Genomic DNA, 17,431 nt, shown 5'->3' with positions numbered 1-17,431 from the left:
GCGCGATTCAGGCCAGCTGTGGCTGGATCATGCGCGTGGGCTCGCGGCGCACCGGCCAGTGCACGATGGCGGCCAGCAGACCGAAAATACCGCTGGAGATCCACAGCAGGTCGTAGCTGCCGGTCAGCTGATAGACCACGCCACCGCCCCAGGCCCCCAGGAAGGCACCGACCTGATGAGCGGCCAGCACCATGCCGAACACGAAGGCCTGACGCTTCTGACCGAAGTAGAGCGCGACGGCCTGGCTAGTCAGCGGCACCGTCGACAGCCACAGAATGCCCATGATCGCGCCGAAGGCGTAGAGCAGCATGCTGCTGGGCGGGATGACCACCATCGCCATCACCAGCGCGGCGCGGCACAGATAGATCAGCATCAACAGCTGCGGCGGATGACGGCGGCCGCCCCAGGCGCCGAACAGGATGGTGCCGGCGATATTGAGCGCGCCGATGATCGCCAGCGTGTTGCCGGCCACGTTCAGGGGCAGGCCGCAGGCGACTACGAAATTGGGCAGGTGGGTGGCGATGAAGGCGACGTGCACGCCGCAGACGAAGAAGCCGCCGGCGAGCGCCAGAAAGCGTCGGTCCTGCAGCAGCGGGCCCTGGCTCGGGATATCCTCCGCTGGTGCCTCACTGCCGGCCGGCGGGCGACGCAGCAAGGGCAGAGCCATGGGAATCAGCAGCAGACAGCTGGCGCCGAGAGCCAGCATGGCGATCTTCCAGTCGATCAGCACCAGCATCGGGGTCGCGACCGAGTAGATCAGCTGCCCGAAGGAGCCGCCGGCCGAGGCGATGCCCAGCCCGATGCCACGATGCTGAATGGGGACAACGCGCGTGACGGCAGCCAGCACCAGCGGGAAGGTGGTCGCGCCGATGCCGATGCCGGCCAGCACGCCGGCGCCCAGCATCCACACCGTCGGGGTCGGCCAGAGGGCGGTGACGCCCATGCCGACCGCGTAGCACAGGCTACCGACGAGGAAGACGCTGAGCGTGCCGAAGCGGTCCGACAGCTTGCTGGCGATGGGCGCGGCCAGTCCGAAGACCAGATTCTGGATGGCGAGCGCGAATGACAGACTCCCCATGCCCCAGGTGAGTTCGCTGGCCATCGGTGGCAGCATGAAGCCCATGGCCTGCCGCGCGCCGGTATTGATGGCGAGAATCAGCGCTGCCAGCGCGATCGCTGCCTTCCAGTTCAGTTGCATGTCTTGCCCACCCCTGTCGTTATCATTGTGCTGCGGACTCCACTGCCTGTGGGCGGAAGATCACCTTGAGACTTTGGTCTCTATATTCCACTTTATTCTCATGGATGGGCGCATCCCGAATACGTCAACGACGGTAGCAGAAGCGACAGCGCAGTCGTTGCTTGTCACGTACGGTCGTGCCGCGGTCGTGGCGCGGACGTCGTCGATCCCCCCATCTCAGGAGGTAGTGATGCATATCGGTCTGCTGCAATGTGATGACGTCAATCCGGCCCTCATCGAGCGACACGGCAACTATCCCGCCATGTTCCAGGCCCTGCTCACGCGCAGCGACCCGGATATCCGGCTCAGCGTCTGGCGCTGCCTGGATGGCGAATTTCCCGAGCAGCTGGATGCCTGCGATGGCTGGCTGATCACCGGGTCAAGGCATGGCGTCAATGATGGGCTCGCCTGGATCACGACACTGTGTGAGTTCGTCCGGCGCGTGCATGCGGCAAAGCTGCCGCTGGTCGGTGTCTGCTTCGGCCATCAGGTGATCGCCAGGGCCTTGGGGGGCGAGGTGGAGAAACATGCGCGCGGCTGGGGTGTCGGCCTGTCGTTCAATCGTGTCCGTGCGCAACGCCCCTGGATGCAACCGCCGCAAGCAGGGCTGGATCTCATCGTCAGCCATCAGGATCAGGTCAGTGTCCTGCCTGTCGATGCCCGGGTGCTGGCGGACAGCGCCTTCTGCGCTTTCTATCTGATCGAGGTGGGCAGCTGCCTCGGCGTGCAGGGGCATCCCGAGTTCAGTTCCGCCTACTCACGTGACCTGATGAGGTTGCGTAGCGAACAGATCGGCGAACATCGCGTGCGCGAGGGCGAAGCCTCCCTGAGTGTCGCGCCAGACAGCGCCGTGATGACGCAATGGATGCTGGCCTTCATTCGCCACTGGCGTTGAGGCCTGACCAGCGCAGGGCGCTTTTTTCACGAGCCGTCAGGAACTGGCAGGGGCTGTCAGCTATCAAGCGCCGCCAGGCATCGGTGACGACTCGTGCCCGGCTTGCGTGGAATCCACTGCCGATCGCACCCCGCGAAACGCTATACTGTCATGCATGTCACATGCGCTGTTTACCATGGCGGGTGCCATATCCCGGCCTGGTGTCATGCCTCGGTCTCGCGACACTACACTGTTTCCCGTTTGGCACCATGGTGCTGGGTCGTGACCTGTAGAATTTCGCCATTCGGGGTATGCCAATCGCGCAGCCTGCCCGACATGCAACGTGCCGTTCGCCCCCTGACACCGGACACACGCAGCGTCAGTCAACTGACGCCATGTCGAGTCGTGCCGTCGCGCCGCTCTGTATTCCAGCTCTGTATCCCAATCCTGTCCCTGCTTCATGCTCCTGAGGAGAAGCCCCTTGGCCAACTTCACTCTGAACGGTAAGGCCGTCAGTCTCGAGGTCGATCCGCAAACCCCGCTGTTATGGGTGCTGCGTGAGCACCTGGGTCTGACCGGCACCAAGTTCGGTTGCGGCATCGCCCAGTGCGGCGCCTGTACCGTGCACCTGAACGGCACAGCGGCGCGTACCTGTGTCCTGCCGGTTCTGGCCGCCGAAGGTGGTGACATCGTCACCATCGAGGGGCTGGCCGAGAACGATGACCACCCGCTGCAGCAGGCCTGGGTCGAGGAGCAGGTGCCGCAGTGCGGTTACTGCCAGTCCGGCCAGATCATGCAGGCCGCCGACTTCCTCAAGAATACGCCAGACCCCACCGATGAGCAGGTCACCGCCGCCATGGCCGGCAACCTGTGTCGCTGCATGGCCTACGTGCGCATCCATCGCGCAGTGAAGCGTGCCGCCACCATCGCCAATGAGCGTGCCACCAGCCAGGTGAGCGGTCAGCAGACCGACGCCACGGCCGCGACTGCCGGCGTCGGCACCTTCGATCCGCGTGCCACGGCAGGCACCGTATCCCATTCTGCTGTCGAGGAGACGTCTCATGGCAAGGTTTGATGACAAGCTGGCCGCGCATCAGCGCGAGCTTGCTGCCGCGCACAAGACTTCCTCAAGCCGCGGCGGTATCACGCGGCGTGGCTTCCTGATCGGCAGTGTGGCGGGTTCCACCATGCTGGCCTTCGGCGTGTCAGGCGCGGCGCTGGCCGCCGGGACAGACGGCAAGGGTTCGGCCAGCGAGACGCTGTCCGCCGGCGCCTTCGAGCCGACCATGTGGTACGCCATCGCCACTGATGGCACCGTCACCGTGCATATCACCAAGTCCGAAATGGGCCAGCACGTCGCCACCAGCCTCGCGCGTCTGGTGGCCGAGGAGCTTGAGGCCGACTGGGACAGCGTCAAGGTCGATTACGTCGACAGCGCCCCCAAGTGGGGCTACATGATCACCGGCGGCAGCTGGTCGGTTCACCAGAGCTACCAGCCGCTGTCACAGGCCGGCGCGGCGGGGCGTATCGCGCTGATCGAGGCGGGCGCTCAGCAGATGGGCGTGGCGGTTGAGAGCTGCAAGGCGCGCAAGGGTCGCGTCATCAGTGGCGATCAGTCGCTGAGCTATGGCGAGATCGTCGCGGCGGGGCTGGAGCGCAGCTTCTCCGAGGAGGAACTTGCGGCCATCGAGCTCAAGCCGGCCTCCGAGCGTCGCGTGCTGGGTACCAGGGGCAACGCGCTGGACGTGCCGCCCAAGACCAACGGTCAGGCCGTCTACGGCATCGACTACACCCTGCCGGCAGATATCGAGGCGCGTGTCGGCAAGACATTGCATGCGCGTCCGGTGATGCCGCCGAGCCGCTTCGGCTGCAAGGTCACCGCCGTCGATGACAGCGAGGCCCGCAAGGTCATCGGTTATCGCCAGACCATCGAACTCAAGGACCCGTCCGGCATCTGTCAGGGCTGGCTTGCGGTCATCGCCGACAACTTCTCGGCGGCCATGCGCGCCACCGACCTGCTCAAGGTCGAGTGGAGCAAGGGCGACAGCTATCAGGTCGACGAGACGGCGATCCAGGCCGAGGGCCAGCGTCTGGTCAGCTCGCCGAGCCGCGACAATGGCTCGCTGCTGGTCGATCAGGGCGACCCTGCGCCGCTGCTCGAGAATGCCGCCACCACGGTGGAATCCACCTTCACCACCTCAAGCGTGTTGCACTTCACGCTGGAGCCGGCCAATGCGCTGGCCTACGAAGAAGATGGCCATTGGCACATCCACTGCGGCAACCAGCAGCAGTCCCTGCTGACCTCACTGGTCACCAAGGCGCTGGAGCTCGAGGAAGGCAAGGTCACCCATCACCAGCTGTATCTGGGCGGTGGTTTCGGCCGTCGTCTGCACGGTGACTACGCGGTGCCGGCAGCGCTGGCCTCCAAGGCCGTGGGGCGTCCGGTGAAGATGATCTTCACGCGCCCGGATGACAGCCGCTTCGATTGCGTGCGCTCGCCCTCGGTGCAGCGCCTGCGTTCCGGTCTCGATGCCGAGGGACGTGTCGTGGCCTCCGAGCACGCCGCCGCCGCCGGCTGGCCGACGGCAGCCCTGATGCCGGCCTTCATGGCAGAAGCCATCGAAGGTGGTGGCAAGCTGGATTCCTTCTCCATCAGCGGCGCGGACCACTGGTACAACGTCGGCACCCAGCGTGTCTGGGCGCAGCAGAACAAGGTCGCTCACGAGGCCTTCGTGCCCGGCTACCTGCGCTCCGTCGCACCGGGCTGGACGCTGTGGGCGGTCGAACAGCATATCGATGAGCTGGCGCTGGCGGCCGAGCAGGACCCGGCCGAATTCCGTCTCGCGCTGCTGGACGCCGAAGGCCGCAACGCCGGCAAGGCGCCGGTCAGTACCGGCGGCGCCGAGCGTCTGCGCAACGTGCTCAAGCGCGTGATGGAGAAGTCTGGCTGGAGCGAGCGCGACAGCCTGCCGGCAGACACCGGCATGGGCGTGGCTCTGAGCTTCGGCCAGGAACGCAGCATGCCGACCTGGGTGGCCTGCGTGGCACGGGTCAAGGTCGATCGCGCCACGGGCGAGGTCAAGCTCGAGAAGCTGACCAGCGTGGTCGATGCCGGTACGCTGGCGCATCCAGATGGCGCCATGGCACAGCTGGAAGGCTCGCTCCTGTGGGGCGTCTCGATGGCGATGCACGAAGGCACCGAATATCGCGAGGGCGGCCCGGTGGCGCAGAATCTGGGCGCCTACCAGCCGCTGCGCATGCATCAGGTGCCGCAGATGGATCTCGAATTCGTCGACAGCACCGAGATGCCGGTCGGTCTCGGCGAGCCGGGCACCACGGTGGTCGCACCGGCGATCGCCAACGCCATTCAGCATGCGGTCGGCGTGCGCCTGCGTGACCTGCCGATGCGTCCGGCGGCGCTCAAGGCCGCGCTCAGCGAGGCCTGACCTTCTCCAGTGAATGTCTCTGATACCCGCCATTCCGGCATGCCCGGGTGGCGGGTTTCGTGTCTTCAGAGCATGCGCAGGCTTCTGATATGAGAGACTTTTGATGCAACACCTTGATCTTGAAGTGATCCATCAGGCGATCGACTGGCTGGCACCCGCAGATGGCGAGCCATCCGCGCGCCCGATCTGGCTGTGCACGGTGCTGGCCACCTTCGGCTCCTCACCGCGTGAGCCGGGTACCTGGCTGGTGGCGCGCGCCGATGGGCAACATCGTGGTTCGCTGTCCGGCGGCTGTGTCGAGGAGGACTTTCTGGCGCGCCTGGCTGACGGGGAATTCACCGCGCCCGCCCAGGTGATCCGCTATGGCGAGGGCGGCCACCAGGGCGCGGGAATCGCCTTGCCCTGTGGCGGCATTCTGGACGTACTGGTCGAGCGCTTCACGGCCTGTGACACGGACATCGCGCATCTCGAGGCGCTGCGCGCAGCACTCGAGGGCCAGACGCCGCGTCTGCGGCAGGTGATGCTGGAGGGAGATGGCGCGCGTACGCTTCAGTACGACAGCGGGCTGGGGGGGCGGGTCGAGCCGCTCGAGGGCCACGCGGGTGAGGCGTGCGGCTATCAGCTGCGGGTCGGGCCGGTGGCGCGTCTGCTGCTGGCGGGCCTCTCGCCGGTGGCGGAAGCCTGCGCGGCCTTCGCCGTCAGCCTCGGCTTCGAGGTGATCATCTGCGAGCCGCGCGAGGAAGTGCTGGCCGACTGGGATTCCCGCAAGGCGCCGCTCGAGGGCGTCAGCCTGCGCCGCGAGCTGCCGTCACGCTTCATCGCCGCCGGCGGCTGTCATGCCGCCACCGCCGTGGTCGCGCTGACCCACGACCCGCGTATCGATGATCTGGCGATGATCGAGGCGGTACGCCAGCCCGCGTTCTATATCGGCGTGATGGGCTCGCTGCGTACCTCAACGGCACGCGCCGAGCGGCTGGCGCGCAGCGGTGGGCTCAGCGCCGAGGAGATCGCGCGCATCGTGATGCCGATCGGGCTGAATCTGGGCAGCAAGACACCAGCCGAGATCGCGCTGGCGGTGATGGCCGATATCGTGCGCATCCGCCGTGGCCGCGCTCGCGAGAGCCTGTGAAGTCGCTCAGAGGGCAGGCAGGGAGGTCGCCCATGAATGAATCGATCATTCTGGTCATGGCCGCGGGGCAGAGTCGCCGCTTCGGCAGTGACAAGCGTCAGGCGCGTCTGGCGGATGGCCAGACACTGCTGATGGCGACGCTGTCGCGGGTCATGTGCTGTGAGGTGGACTGGCGTCTGCTGCTGCGTGAGGACGATGACCCCGCCGCATTGCTGGGAGAGGCGTTCGCACGTGAGCATGCTGGGCGAATCTGGCGTGCGCCGCAGGCGGGCAACGGCCTCGGTGCCAGTCTCGGCGATGCCTTCCGTCTGCTCAGTGATGAGGCCGGATTGGCGCATGTGCAGGTGGCGGCGGTATGGCTGGCGGACATGGCGCAGATCACGGCGCAGACCTTTCATGTCCTTCAGGCTGAGGCCCAGGCAGATGGCGTGCATATCGTGCGACCGAGGCTTGGAGGCGAGGGCGGTCCCGGGCATCCGGTACTGTTCGGGCGGACGCTGTGGGCAGAGCTTGCGGCACTTGAGGGCGGCGAGGGCGCGCGTGAGGTGATCACGCGACATCGTGAGGCGCTGCGTGAGGTGGCAGTCGGCGATGCCGGTATCCATCACGACATCGACACGCCAGCGATGCTGAAGCTCAGAGGCTGAGACAGAAACTGAAACTGCAAGAAATCACGTGCGCTGGAAACAGGCCCCTCCAGACAGCAAAAGGCCCCGTCACCTTGAAGTGACGGGGCCTTTTGCTGTCTTCCTTTCGCGTTACAGCGTGCGCATATCCAGCAGCTTGATGCTCTGGATGCGCGGCTCGCCCCAGCTCAGGTCGAGCACCCACTCGGCGTCGAAATGCGTGTGCAATACGCTGCCATCGCGCATGGCGGCACGGTGCTCACCGCCCATGCGCAGGGTGGCGCTGTCGAGGCTGTTGCGCTGGGCACGCACCCAGCCGAGTGCATGGCCATTGACCAGCAGCTCGCTGCGACGCTGCTCCCAGTTGGCCAGGTACTCGCTGCCGGTCAGGGTTTCATCCAGCAGCTGGATGGAAGCCTCCTCGCCCAGCAGCTCCGCCAGTTCGATAGCAGGCGCCATGCGGTTGAGCATGGAGAACCAGCGGTGCGCGAAGTTTTCGAGTTCGGCCTCGAGGGCCAGATCATTGAAGGTATCGGCGTACATGGCACCTGCTCCCGAGTGGGTAAATATTGATGGGCATTATGCCGAGAGTCGTGAGCAGTAAACATGCCACGAACGGAATGGCAGTGTTGCCAACGGGGAGTCAATGCTTCAGCGGTTGCTGAAGCCGCGACGCCCCGTGGCGTTTGCCTGTTCTCGATCTCTCGGGAGAGTGGTCGTATCAGTGGCCGTATCAATGACTGTGGCGGCCTGACTCGCCATTGCTGTCCGGCGTGTCAGTGTCCTGATGCGCTTCACGTTTCTCGACCAGGCGGCGGATACCGACATAGAACAGCGGTGTCAGCAGCAGGCCGAACACGGTGACACCGATCATGCCGGAGAACACCGCCACGCCCATCGCCTGACGCATCTCGCTGCCGGCACCGGTGGCCAGTACCAGCGGCACCACGCCCGCGGTGAAGGCCACCGACGTCATCAGGATGGGGCGCAGGCGCAGGCGACAGGCCGTCAGCACGGCGTCCAGACGACTCTGGCCAGCATGCTGCTGCTCACGAGCGAACTCGACCAGCAGGATCGCGTTCTTGCACGCCAGCGCCACCAGCACGATCAAGCCGATGCGCGTGAAGATGTTGTTGTCGCCTCCCGTCAGCCAGACACCGGCCAGCGCCGACAGCAGTGTCATCGGCACGATCAGGATGATCGCCAGCGGCAGCGACCAGCTCTCGTACTGGGCGGCCAGCACCAGGAACACCAGCAATACCACCAGCGGGAAGATGTAGATCATGGTGTTGCCGGCCAGCACCTGCTGGTAGGTCACCTCCGTCCACTCGTAGCCGATGCCCTGTGGCAGGTTGCCGGCCAGCACTTCCTCGATGGCGGCCTTGGCCTGATCACTGGAGACGCCCGGCGCCGGCGAGCCGTTGATATCGGCGCTGACGAAGGTGTTGTAGTGCATCACGCGGTCCGGGCCGGTGGTCGGTGTCACCTTGACGAAGCTGCCCAGCGGAATCATGCGGCCGTTGTCGCTGCGCACCTTGAGGTTGCGGATGTCATCCGGGTCGAGACGCGCCGACTGCTCGGCCTGGGCGCGCACCTGATAGGTACGCCCGAAGCGGTTGAAGTCATTGACGTACAGCGAGCCCATGTACACCTGCAGGGTCTCGAAGGCACGTTCCACCGGCACGCCCATGATCATCGCCTGCTCGCGATCCAGATCGATGTCGTACTGCGGCACCTGGATGCGGAAGCTGGAGTAGACACTGCTCAGACGCGGGTCAGCGTTGCCCTTGGCGGTGATGGTCTGCACGGCGGAGAACAGCTCATCGAAGCCCTTGTTGCCACGGTCCTGCAGCTGCAACTTGAAGCCCCCCGTAGTGCCCAGGCCCAGAATCGGTGGCGGCGGGAAGACGGCGACGAAGGCCTCGTCGATCCCCGCGAATTTCTGGTTCAGCTGAGCGGCGATCGCCTGACCGGAAAGCTCGGGCGACTGTCGCTCATCGAAGTCCGCCAGGGTCGCGAACACGATGCCGGAATTGGAGGCATTGACGAAGCCGTTCACGGAGAGCCCCGGGAAGGCCACGGTGTGCGCCACGCCCGGTGTGTCCAGCGCCAGTGCCTGCATCTCGTCGATGACCTCGGAGGTGCGGTCGAGGCTGGCGGCGTCCGGCAGCTGGGCCATCGCGACCAGGTACTGCTTGTCCTGCCCCGGGATGAAGCCGCCGGGCACGCTGTCGAACAGCTTGCCGGTGGCGCCGAGCAGTACGACATACAGCAGGCCGACGATGATACCGAAGCGCAGCAGCTTCTTGATCAGGCCGGTATAGCCGTTGGCCATCGCACTGAAGGCGCGGTTGAACGGCGCGAACAGCCAGCGACCGAACAGGCCATCGATGACGCGGGTCAGCCAGTCAGGCTTGGCACCGTGGGGCTTGAGCAGCAAGGCCGACAGCGCCGGTGACAGCGTCAGCGAGTTGAAGGCCGAGATCAGCGTCGAGATGGTGATGGTCAGCGCGAACTGCTTGTAGAACTGACCGCTCAGGCCGCTGATGAAGGCCGTCGGCACGAATACCGCCGTCAGCACCAGCGCGATGGCGATGATCGGGCCGGTCACCTCACGCATGGCGATCTGGGTGGCCTCGATGGGCGAGTGACCCAGCTCGATGTTGCGCTCGACATTCTCCACCACCACGATGGCGTCATCGACCACGATACCGATGGCGAGCACCAGCCCGAACAGTGACAGCGTATTGATCGACACGCCCATCAGCTGCATGACCGCAAACGTCCCGATCAGCGAGACCGGCACCGCGATCAACGGAATGATCGAGGCCCGCCAGGTCTGCAGGAACAGGATCACCACGATCACGACCAGCAGGATGGCCTCGAACAGGGTGTCGATGACTGCCTCGATGGAGCCGCGCACGAAGACCGTCGGGTCGTAGACGATGTCGTAGCTGACGCCATCCGGGAAGGCCTCGGACATCTCGCTCATGCTATCGCGCACGGAATCCGACAGCGCGATGGCGTTCGAGCCGGGACGCTGGAAGATCGGCATCGCTACGGCGTCCTTGCCATCCAGCTGCGCGCGCAGTGAATAGCTGTCGGCGCCCAGTTCGACGCGCGCCACATCCTTCAGGCGTGTCAGGCGGCCATCTTCATCGACACGGATGATGATGTTCTCGAATTCCTCGGCGCTCTCCAGGCGGCCCCGCACGTTGAGCAGGCGCTGGAACTGGTTGTCGTCAGGCGAGGGCTGGGCACCGACGGAGCCGGCGGCGACCTGCTGATTCTGGGCACGCAGGGCACTGATGATGTCACCGGCAGACAGGCCCCGCGCCGCCACGGCGTCCGGGTCGAGCCACACGCGCATCGAGTACTCGCCGGCACCGAACAGCTGCACGTCACCGACCCCCTCGAGACGGGCGAGATTGTCCTTCAGGTTCAGGCGCGCGTAGTTGGACAGCCACAGCTGATCATAGCGGCCATCCGGGGAGGTCAGGTGGACCACCATCGTCAGGTTGGGCGAGGCCTTCTCGGTGGTGATGCCGAGCTGCTGCACCTCCTGTGGCAGGCGCGGCGTGGCGCGGGCCACACGGTTCTGCACCTGCACCTGGGCCTTGTCCAGGTCAGTGCCCAGCGCGAAGGTCACCGTCAGGGTCAGGTTGCCGTCGGAGGTCGCCTGGGAGTCCATGTACAGCATGCTTTCGACGCCGGTGATTTCCTGCTCCAGCGGCGTGGCGACGGTGGCACCGATGACTTCGGGGTTGGCACCCGGGTAGTTGGCGCGCACCACCACGGTGGGCGGCACGACTTCCGGATACTCGGAGATGGGCAGCTGGAACAGCGACAGCATCCCCGAGATGACGATCAGGATCGACAGCACCGCGGCGAAGACCGGGCGCTTGATGAAGAAGCTGGAGATATTCACGAACGGCCTCCGGCTGCCTGACGGTCAGCCTCGGCCAGTGTCGCGGCGTCCTGGTCGTTGTCCTGATCCAGCGGCTGGGCGGTCTGCTGCTGCAGGCGCGAGATACGCGCGGCGAGTGCCTTGAGGGCACCGTCATCGGGCATCTCGACCAGCTTGGGGGTGATCGGCATGCCCGGACCTGCCTTGGCGGGGCCAGCTGCCAGCACGCGGTCACCGGCGGCCAGGCCATCGGTCACGGCGCGCAGCGTGCCGAAGCGCGGGCCGGTGGTGATGCCGCGGTAGGCGAGGGTATTGTCCTCGGCGACCACCAGCACGAACTGACGGTCCAGATCGGTACCGATGGCGCGTTCCGGAATCAGCACGGCATCACGGATCTCGGGCGAGGCGAGACGCAGGCGTGCAAAGGCGCCCGGACGCAGGGCGGCATCATCGGCGCTGAAGGTGGTGCCGATCCGCAGGGTGCCGGTATCGATATCGACGCTGTTGTCGATGAAGTCGAGCTCACCGTGGAAGGGAAAATCCTGCTGACCGGCCAGCTGCAGTTCGACCGGCAGGTGGTCATCGGCGCTGACGTTCGCGAAGTCCTGGTTCCAGGTCAGTTCGCTGATGTCGATATAGGCGTCCAGCTGGCGGGTCTCGACCAGCGTGGTCAGCACGCTCTGGCCAGCCTGCACGGTGTTGCCACGCGTGATGCGCGCATTGGACAGGCGACCATCGATCGGGGCGCGGATGGTGGCGTAGTCCAGATCCAGACGGGCACGCTCGAGCTGGGCGATGGCGCCCTTGAGCTGTGCATTGAGGCCGGTGGCGGTAGTGCTGCGCGAATCGGCTTCCTCGCGGGAGATCAGGTTGCGCTTGACCAGACTGGCGGCGCGACCGGACTCGCTGCGGGCATTGGCCAGCTCAGCCTTGATGCGTGCGACTTCCGCTTCCAGACGCTGAACCTCAGCCTTGAAGGGGCGTTGATCAAGACGCACCAGCGGCGTGCCGGCGCTTACCTGACTGCCTTCGGTGAACAGCACTTCTTCGACTTCGCCGCTCACGCGTGGGCGCAGTTGCACGCGCTGGGGAGATTCCAGACGTGTGGTATAGGTGTGCCAGGCCGCGACCGGCTGCGACTGGGCGGCGACGACTTCCATCGTCGGGGGAGTCTGTTGCGCGTTGCCGTTTTCTTCACTGTTGCCCTCGCTGCAGGCACTGAGCGCCAGAAGGCCACCAAGGGTCAGCAGCAGGGAAGAAGCGATACGAGGAAGGCGCGCCGGACGTGAGTTCAGTCTCGACATGGGAATTTTCCGTAGCAGGATAGTTGGCTCGGCATCCTAGAGAGCCGGCCTGCGACGGATAAGCCCCTTGGAGCACACCGCTTTGATTCTGAATATGCACCAATTGTGCAGATGGCGCGCTGGCTGCCTGCTGCGTTTGAGCAAGGGGGCAACGCAAAAGCCCCGCGGCGAATGCCAGCGGGGCTTTTGTCGTGCATGTCACTTGCGCTGCTGCCGCTCAACTCACGGTGCAGGCATCTCGGCGCAGGCATCACGGCATGGCTGGCATGCCGCTTGAGGAGGCCTTACTGCTTCTCGCCGAAGTACTTGGTGTGGATGGTGTCGTAGGTGCCATCGGCCTTCAGCTCGGCCAGGGCGCCGTTGATCTGCTCGGCCAGGTCCTTGTCACGCTTGCGCATGGCGATACCGAAGCCGTCGCCGAAGTACTTCTTGGGCTCGGTGACCACTTCACCGACAGCCTTGTAGTTGCCGTTGCCGCTGTCGATCAGGGTGGACTTGCCGACCGGGAAGTCGAGGAAGGCGATGTCGAGGCGACCCGCTTCCATGTCCAGCACCAGGTCATCGGCGGTGGTGTAGCGCTTGACCTCGGCATTCTTGCCATAGAGATCGGTGACGTAGTTGTCCTGCAGGGTACCGCGCTGCACGCCGATGGCCTTGTCAGCCAGGGCTTGCTGGGAGGTGGCGCTCAGCTCGCTGTCGGACGGGGCGAACCAGGCGGACGGCGGGGTGATGTAGGTGTCGGAAAACAGCACCTTCTCGCGGCGTTCCTCATTGATGGTCATCGAGGACATGATGGCGTCGTACTTGCGCGCCATCAGGCCGGGAATGATGCCGTCCCACGCCTGGATGACCCACTCGCAGTCGCGGTTGATCTTCGCGCAGATGGCATTGCCCAGTTCGATGTCGAAACCGGTCAGCTCACCGTCGGGCGTCTTGTATTCCATCGGCTCGTAGGGCACGTCGACGCCGATGCGCAGCGATTCGGCCGCCTGAGCGCCACCGGCCATCAATGCTGCACCCAGTAGGGAGATTCCCAGAAGCTTCTTCATGTCAGTCCCATCCATCATTGTTGTTGGTCATACTGGCTGATCAGTGGCATCAGACACTCCCTCCTGAACACCAGCCGTCTGAGCCGCGGACATAAGAGGGCGTGTCATGCCAGTGGCTCCACACTAGCCCAGACCGAGGCTGTGGTGAAGAGGGTCAATGGACAAATTCAAACGGTCGTTAAACGAGATGAATTCCTGCCGTTATCTCCTGATATGAAAAAAGCGCCCTCCAAAGGGCGCTTTTGACGTTCAGCTTAACGGTTTCAAGTGTGCCAGCAGGCGTTTCTCCAGTTGCCGGAATATGGCAATGATGGTGAAGGTCAGACACAGGTAGATGGCGGCGACGAACAGGAATGCCTCGAAGGGCGCGTAGAAGCGTGCGTAGATGTCACGCGCGGCGCCGGTGAGGTCCAGAAGCGTCACCACGCTGCAGATGGCACTGGCATGCAGCATGAAGATGACTTCATTGCCGTAGGCCGGCAGCGCCCGGCGGAAGGCACTGGGCAGAATGATGCGACGCATCATCCTGGCGCGTGACATGCCGTAGGCACGCGCTGCCTCCATCTCGCCCTTGGGGGTCGACTGGATGGCACCGTGGAAGATCTCGGTGGTGTAGGCCGCGGTATTGAGCACGAAGGCCAGCAGCGCCGGCACGAAGGGATCACGGAAGTAATCCCACAGCCAGGTCTCCTGGATGCTGGGCACATGCACATTGGTCACGCCCAGCGAGATGTTGAAGCCGTCGAAGAACACCACGCCGTAGTAGATCAGATAGAGCTGGATCAGCAGCGGTGTGCCCCGGAAGACATAGGTGTACAGGTAGACCGGCATCTTCACCCAGCGACGACGCGAGCCGCGCAGGATCGCCAGCGGCACGGCCAGTATCAGCCCGATGAGCAGCGCCAGGCACACCAGCTGCACGGTGGTGACCAGCCCTTCCCAGTAGTGCCACAGGGTGGTCGCGGTGAAGATGTAGTTGTCGCTCAGCGCATCCTCGAGCATCTGGCCCAGCTGGGCGATGACGCCTGAGGAGCCTGCATCATTCAGTTGTTCCATGCGCTGGCCTCCCCGAATCCGGCGTTATAGCGCTTCTTGAGACGTGCCAGCCCCCATTCGGACACGGTGGCGATCAGCAGATAGCCCGCCGCGACCGGCAACAGGAAGGTGAAGGGCTCGTGGGTCGCCTTGGCGGCCTCACTGGCGACACGCACCATGTCGACCAGTCCGATCACCGACACCAGGGCGGTGGTCTTGAGCAGCACCATCCAGTTGTTGCCCAGCCCCGGCAGGGCGTGGCGCATCATCAGCGGGAAGCGAATGCGCTTGAAGACCTTCCAGTCGTTCATGCCATAGGCGCGCCCGGCCTCGATCTGCCCGGCATCCACCGCCATGAAGGCGCCACGGAAGGTCTCGCCCATGTAGGCACCGAAGATGAAGCCGATGGTGACGACGCCGGCAGTGAACTCATCGACATTGACGAAGACGTCGATGTCGTAGCTGTCGTACAACCAGTCGGTGACCATGTTGATGCCGATCTGGCCGCCGAAGAACAGCAGCAGCATCAGCACGATGTCGGGAACGCCGCGGATGATGGTGGTGTAGAGCGTCGCGAGCCAGCGCAGAGGCGTGGAACGCGACATCTTGGCCGTCGCCGTCAATAGCCCCAGCGCGATGGCCAGCAGCTGGGCCAGCACGGCCAGCTGCACCGTGACCCAGGCACCTTCCAGCAGGCTGGGCCCGTAGCCTTGTAGGTCAATCATGGGAAGTCTCCCGTGAAGCGCCGAATAACCCGTTCAGCGGCTTACTGGTGGTTGTCGGACGCAGTGGCGGCGCTGGCGAAGTACTTGTCGTTGAGACGCTTGAGCGTGCCATCGGCCTTGAGCGCTTCCAGGGCACCATCGATGGCCTTCTTGAGGTCGCGGTCGCGCTTCTTCATGGCGATGCCGAAGCCGTCGCCAAAGTACTTCTTCGGCTCGCTGATGGCGCTGCCGGTGTTGACGAAGTTGCCGTCATTGGCGTTGACCAGGGTGTCCTGACCGACCGGCAGGTCCAGGAAGGCGACATCGACGCGGCCGCTGTCCATGTCCAGCACCAGGTCATCGAGCTTGGTGTAGCGGCGCACTTCTGCCGTGCGGCCGTAGAGGTCGGTGACGTAGTGATCCTGCAGGTTGCCGCGCTGCACCCCGATCACCTTGCCCGCGAGCGCCTCGGCATCGAGGGTATCCGCGCCCGCCAGCGGGCTGTCCGCCTTGACGAACCAGCCGGACGGCGGCGTGAAGTAGGGCTCGGAGAACAGCACCTGACGCTCACGCTCCGGATTGATGGTCAGCGCCGACATGATGACGTCGTACTTGCGCGCCATCAGGCCCGGGATGATGCCGTCGAAGTCCTGCTCGGTCCATTCGCAGTGAGTGGCGAGCTGGGCGCAGATGGCGTTGCCCAGTTCGATCTCGAAACCGGTCAGCTCACCGCTGGGCAGCTTGTAGCCGAAGGGCGCGTAGGGCACGTCGATGCCCAGGCGCAGCGGGTCCGGCACATCGGCCGCCTGGGCGGCGCTGGTGGCGATGGCGAAGGTGGAGAGGCCGAGGGTGAGACCCAGCAGGGCACGTGTCGCGAACTGTTTCATTACTTGTCATTCCTGAAGTCTTGGACACCTCGAGGCCTGCCGTTGGCGTGGCGCTCGCGGTGCTGAATCATGTGCCGGTCACGGGATCACCGTGCCGGGATGTGCCACAGGCCGAGCGGTCGGCTCAGCGATGGGCCAAGGGCCATTCATCAGTACTGTTGAACAGGGCTGGTGATCAGGGCGCTTTGTCAGTACTTGGGCGCCAGGAACTGCTTGAGGCGCTCCGACTGGGGATTGCCCAGCACGTCTTCCGGCTTGCCGGCTTCCTCGACCAGTCCCTGATGCAGGTAGACCACCTGGCTCGAGACATCACGCGCGAAACTCATCTCGTGGGTCACCACCACCATGGTGCGGCCTTCCTCGGCCAGGTCACGCATGACCTTGAGCACGTCACCGACCAGTTCCGGGTCGAGGGCCGAGGTCGGCTCGTCGAACAGCATCACCTCCGGCTCCATCGCCAGTGCACGTGCGATGGCACCGCGCTGCTGCTGGCCACCGGACATCTGCGCCGGATAGTAGTCGGCGCGCTCGAGCAGGCCGACGCGGTCCAGCAGACTGCGTGCGTGGGCGATGGCTTCCTTCTTCGGCTTGCCGAGCACGTGGATCGGCGCCTCGATGACATTTTCCAGCAGCGTCATGTGCGACCACAGATTGAAGCCCTGGAAGACCATCGACAGGCGCGCGCGCATGCGCTCGACCTGACGCCAGTCCATCGGTTCGCGGCCACGGCGGCTTTCCTTGAAGCCGATCTGCTCGCCATGCACGAAGATGTCGCCGCCGTCCGGCTGCTCCAGCAGGTTCATGCAGCGCAGAAAGGTGCTCTTGCCGGAACCGGACGCGCCGATCAGGGTGATGACATCGCCCTTGCGTGCTTGCAGTGACAAGCCCTTGAGCACCTGATTGGTGCCGAAGGACTTGGTGATGTTGCGGACCTCGAGAGGCAGCGCGTCGCTGCTCGGGCTCTCGGCCACGGAAGATCTCATGGTCATGCAGTTACTCCAATCCGGACGTTGCCAGCCCTGGGGGCAATGACACGCCACGAGTCCGCCGCGGGGCGGTCGGGCTCGGGATACAGGTTCGTTGCCGACATGGCACGGCTGCCTGGCACTGCCTTTCACTCTCGCTCGCTGACTTGTGCGACGCAGATGTGATGAGGCGGCAAGGCGTGGCACGGGAGGAGTGGCGGAGAATGCCGTCAGGGGCATGGCCAGTTCCTCACGATCAGTCCGATTG

General features: G+C 64.7%; 13 protein-coding genes and 1 pseudogene. 5 read left to right on the top strand and 9 right to left on the bottom strand.

The annotated features are described in order from the left end of the window. Positions 1–7: 7 nt before the first annotated feature. Positions 8–1,198, bottom strand: a complete 1,191-nt coding sequence (locus HA399_RS14265; protein WP_404325347.1) for an MFS transporter — start codon at positions 1,196–1,198, stop codon at positions 8–10. Between the two features lie 229 nt (positions 1,199–1,427). Between HA399_RS14265 and HA399_RS14260 the strand changes: the two genes are divergently transcribed. The 5 genes and pseudogenes from HA399_RS14260 (at position 1,428) to HA399_RS14240 (ending at position 7,333) form a co-directional block, all read left to right on the top strand. Further along, a complete protein-coding gene (locus HA399_RS14260; RefSeq protein ID WP_404325346.1) occupies positions 1,428–2,132 on the top strand; it encodes a GMP synthase in 705 nt (234 codons plus the stop codon). Positions 2,133–2,592: 460 nt separating this feature from the next. Beyond that, positions 2,593–3,039, top strand: a pseudogene (locus tag HA399_RS14255) ((2Fe-2S)-binding protein); the annotation flags it as partial. A 133-nt stretch (positions 3,040–3,172) separates the two neighbouring features. Beyond that, positions 3,173–5,557: a molybdopterin cofactor-binding domain-containing protein gene (locus HA399_RS14250; protein ID WP_404325345.1), complete on the top strand. Its 2,385-nt coding sequence runs from the start codon at positions 3,173–3,175 to the stop codon at positions 5,555–5,557. Positions 5,558–5,660: 103 nt separating this feature from the next. After that, positions 5,661–6,686, top strand: a complete 1,026-nt coding sequence (locus tag HA399_RS14245) for an XdhC family protein (RefSeq protein WP_404325344.1) — start codon at positions 5,661–5,663, stop codon at positions 6,684–6,686. A gap of 32 nt (positions 6,687–6,718) precedes the next feature. Continuing rightward, on the top strand, positions 6,719–7,333 hold the full coding sequence (locus tag HA399_RS14240; RefSeq protein WP_404325343.1) for an NTP transferase domain-containing protein: 615 nt from the start codon (positions 6,719–6,721) through the stop codon (positions 7,331–7,333). A gap of 111 nt (positions 7,334–7,444) precedes the next feature. Here the strand turns inward: HA399_RS14240 and HA399_RS14235 are convergent, their stop codons facing one another. From HA399_RS14235 to HA399_RS14200, 8 genes are all read right to left on the bottom strand, one after another. After that, positions 7,445–7,855 (bottom strand): hypothetical protein, encoded by a 411-nt coding sequence (locus tag HA399_RS14235; RefSeq protein ID WP_054555691.1) that lies wholly within the window; start codon positions 7,853–7,855, stop codon positions 7,445–7,447. Between the two features lie 190 nt (positions 7,856–8,045). Further along, complete coding sequence (locus tag HA399_RS14230) at positions 8,046–11,240, bottom strand: efflux RND transporter permease subunit (RefSeq protein ID WP_404325341.1); 3,195 nt, start codon at positions 11,238–11,240, stop codon at positions 8,046–8,048. Beyond that, positions 11,237–12,523: an efflux RND transporter periplasmic adaptor subunit gene (locus tag HA399_RS14225; protein WP_404325340.1), complete on the bottom strand. Its 1,287-nt coding sequence runs from the start codon at positions 12,521–12,523 to the stop codon at positions 11,237–11,239. The genes HA399_RS14230 and HA399_RS14225 overlap by 4 nt, the downstream gene beginning before the upstream one ends. 284 nt (positions 12,524–12,807) lie before the next feature. Then, positions 12,808–13,572, bottom strand: a complete 765-nt coding sequence (locus HA399_RS14220; RefSeq protein WP_404325339.1) for a transporter substrate-binding domain-containing protein — start codon at positions 13,570–13,572, stop codon at positions 12,808–12,810. Between the two features lie 249 nt (positions 13,573–13,821). Beyond that, positions 13,822–14,574: an ABC transporter permease gene (locus HA399_RS14215; protein ID WP_404326989.1), complete on the bottom strand. Its 753-nt coding sequence runs from the start codon at positions 14,572–14,574 to the stop codon at positions 13,822–13,824. A gap of 41 nt (positions 14,575–14,615) precedes the next feature. Next, positions 14,616–15,332 (bottom strand): ABC transporter permease, encoded by a 717-nt coding sequence (locus HA399_RS14210; protein ID WP_043334396.1) that lies wholly within the window; start codon positions 15,330–15,332, stop codon positions 14,616–14,618. 41 nt (positions 15,333–15,373) lie between these two features. Further along, positions 15,374–16,198: a transporter substrate-binding domain-containing protein gene (locus HA399_RS14205; protein ID WP_404325338.1), complete on the bottom strand. Its 825-nt coding sequence runs from the start codon at positions 16,196–16,198 to the stop codon at positions 15,374–15,376. Positions 16,199–16,386: 188 nt separating this feature from the next. Further along, a complete protein-coding gene (locus tag HA399_RS14200; protein WP_172978744.1) occupies positions 16,387–17,181 on the bottom strand; it encodes an ABC transporter ATP-binding protein in 795 nt (264 codons plus the stop codon). Positions 17,182–17,431 lie beyond the last annotated feature (250 nt).

Source organism: Cobetia sp. UIB-001 (assembly GCF_044789135.1).
In the GTDB taxonomy this organism is placed as follows: domain Bacteria; phylum Pseudomonadota; class Gammaproteobacteria; order Pseudomonadales; family Halomonadaceae; genus Cobetia; species Cobetia amphilecti.
This window is presented reverse-complemented; position numbering and strand designations above follow the sequence as displayed.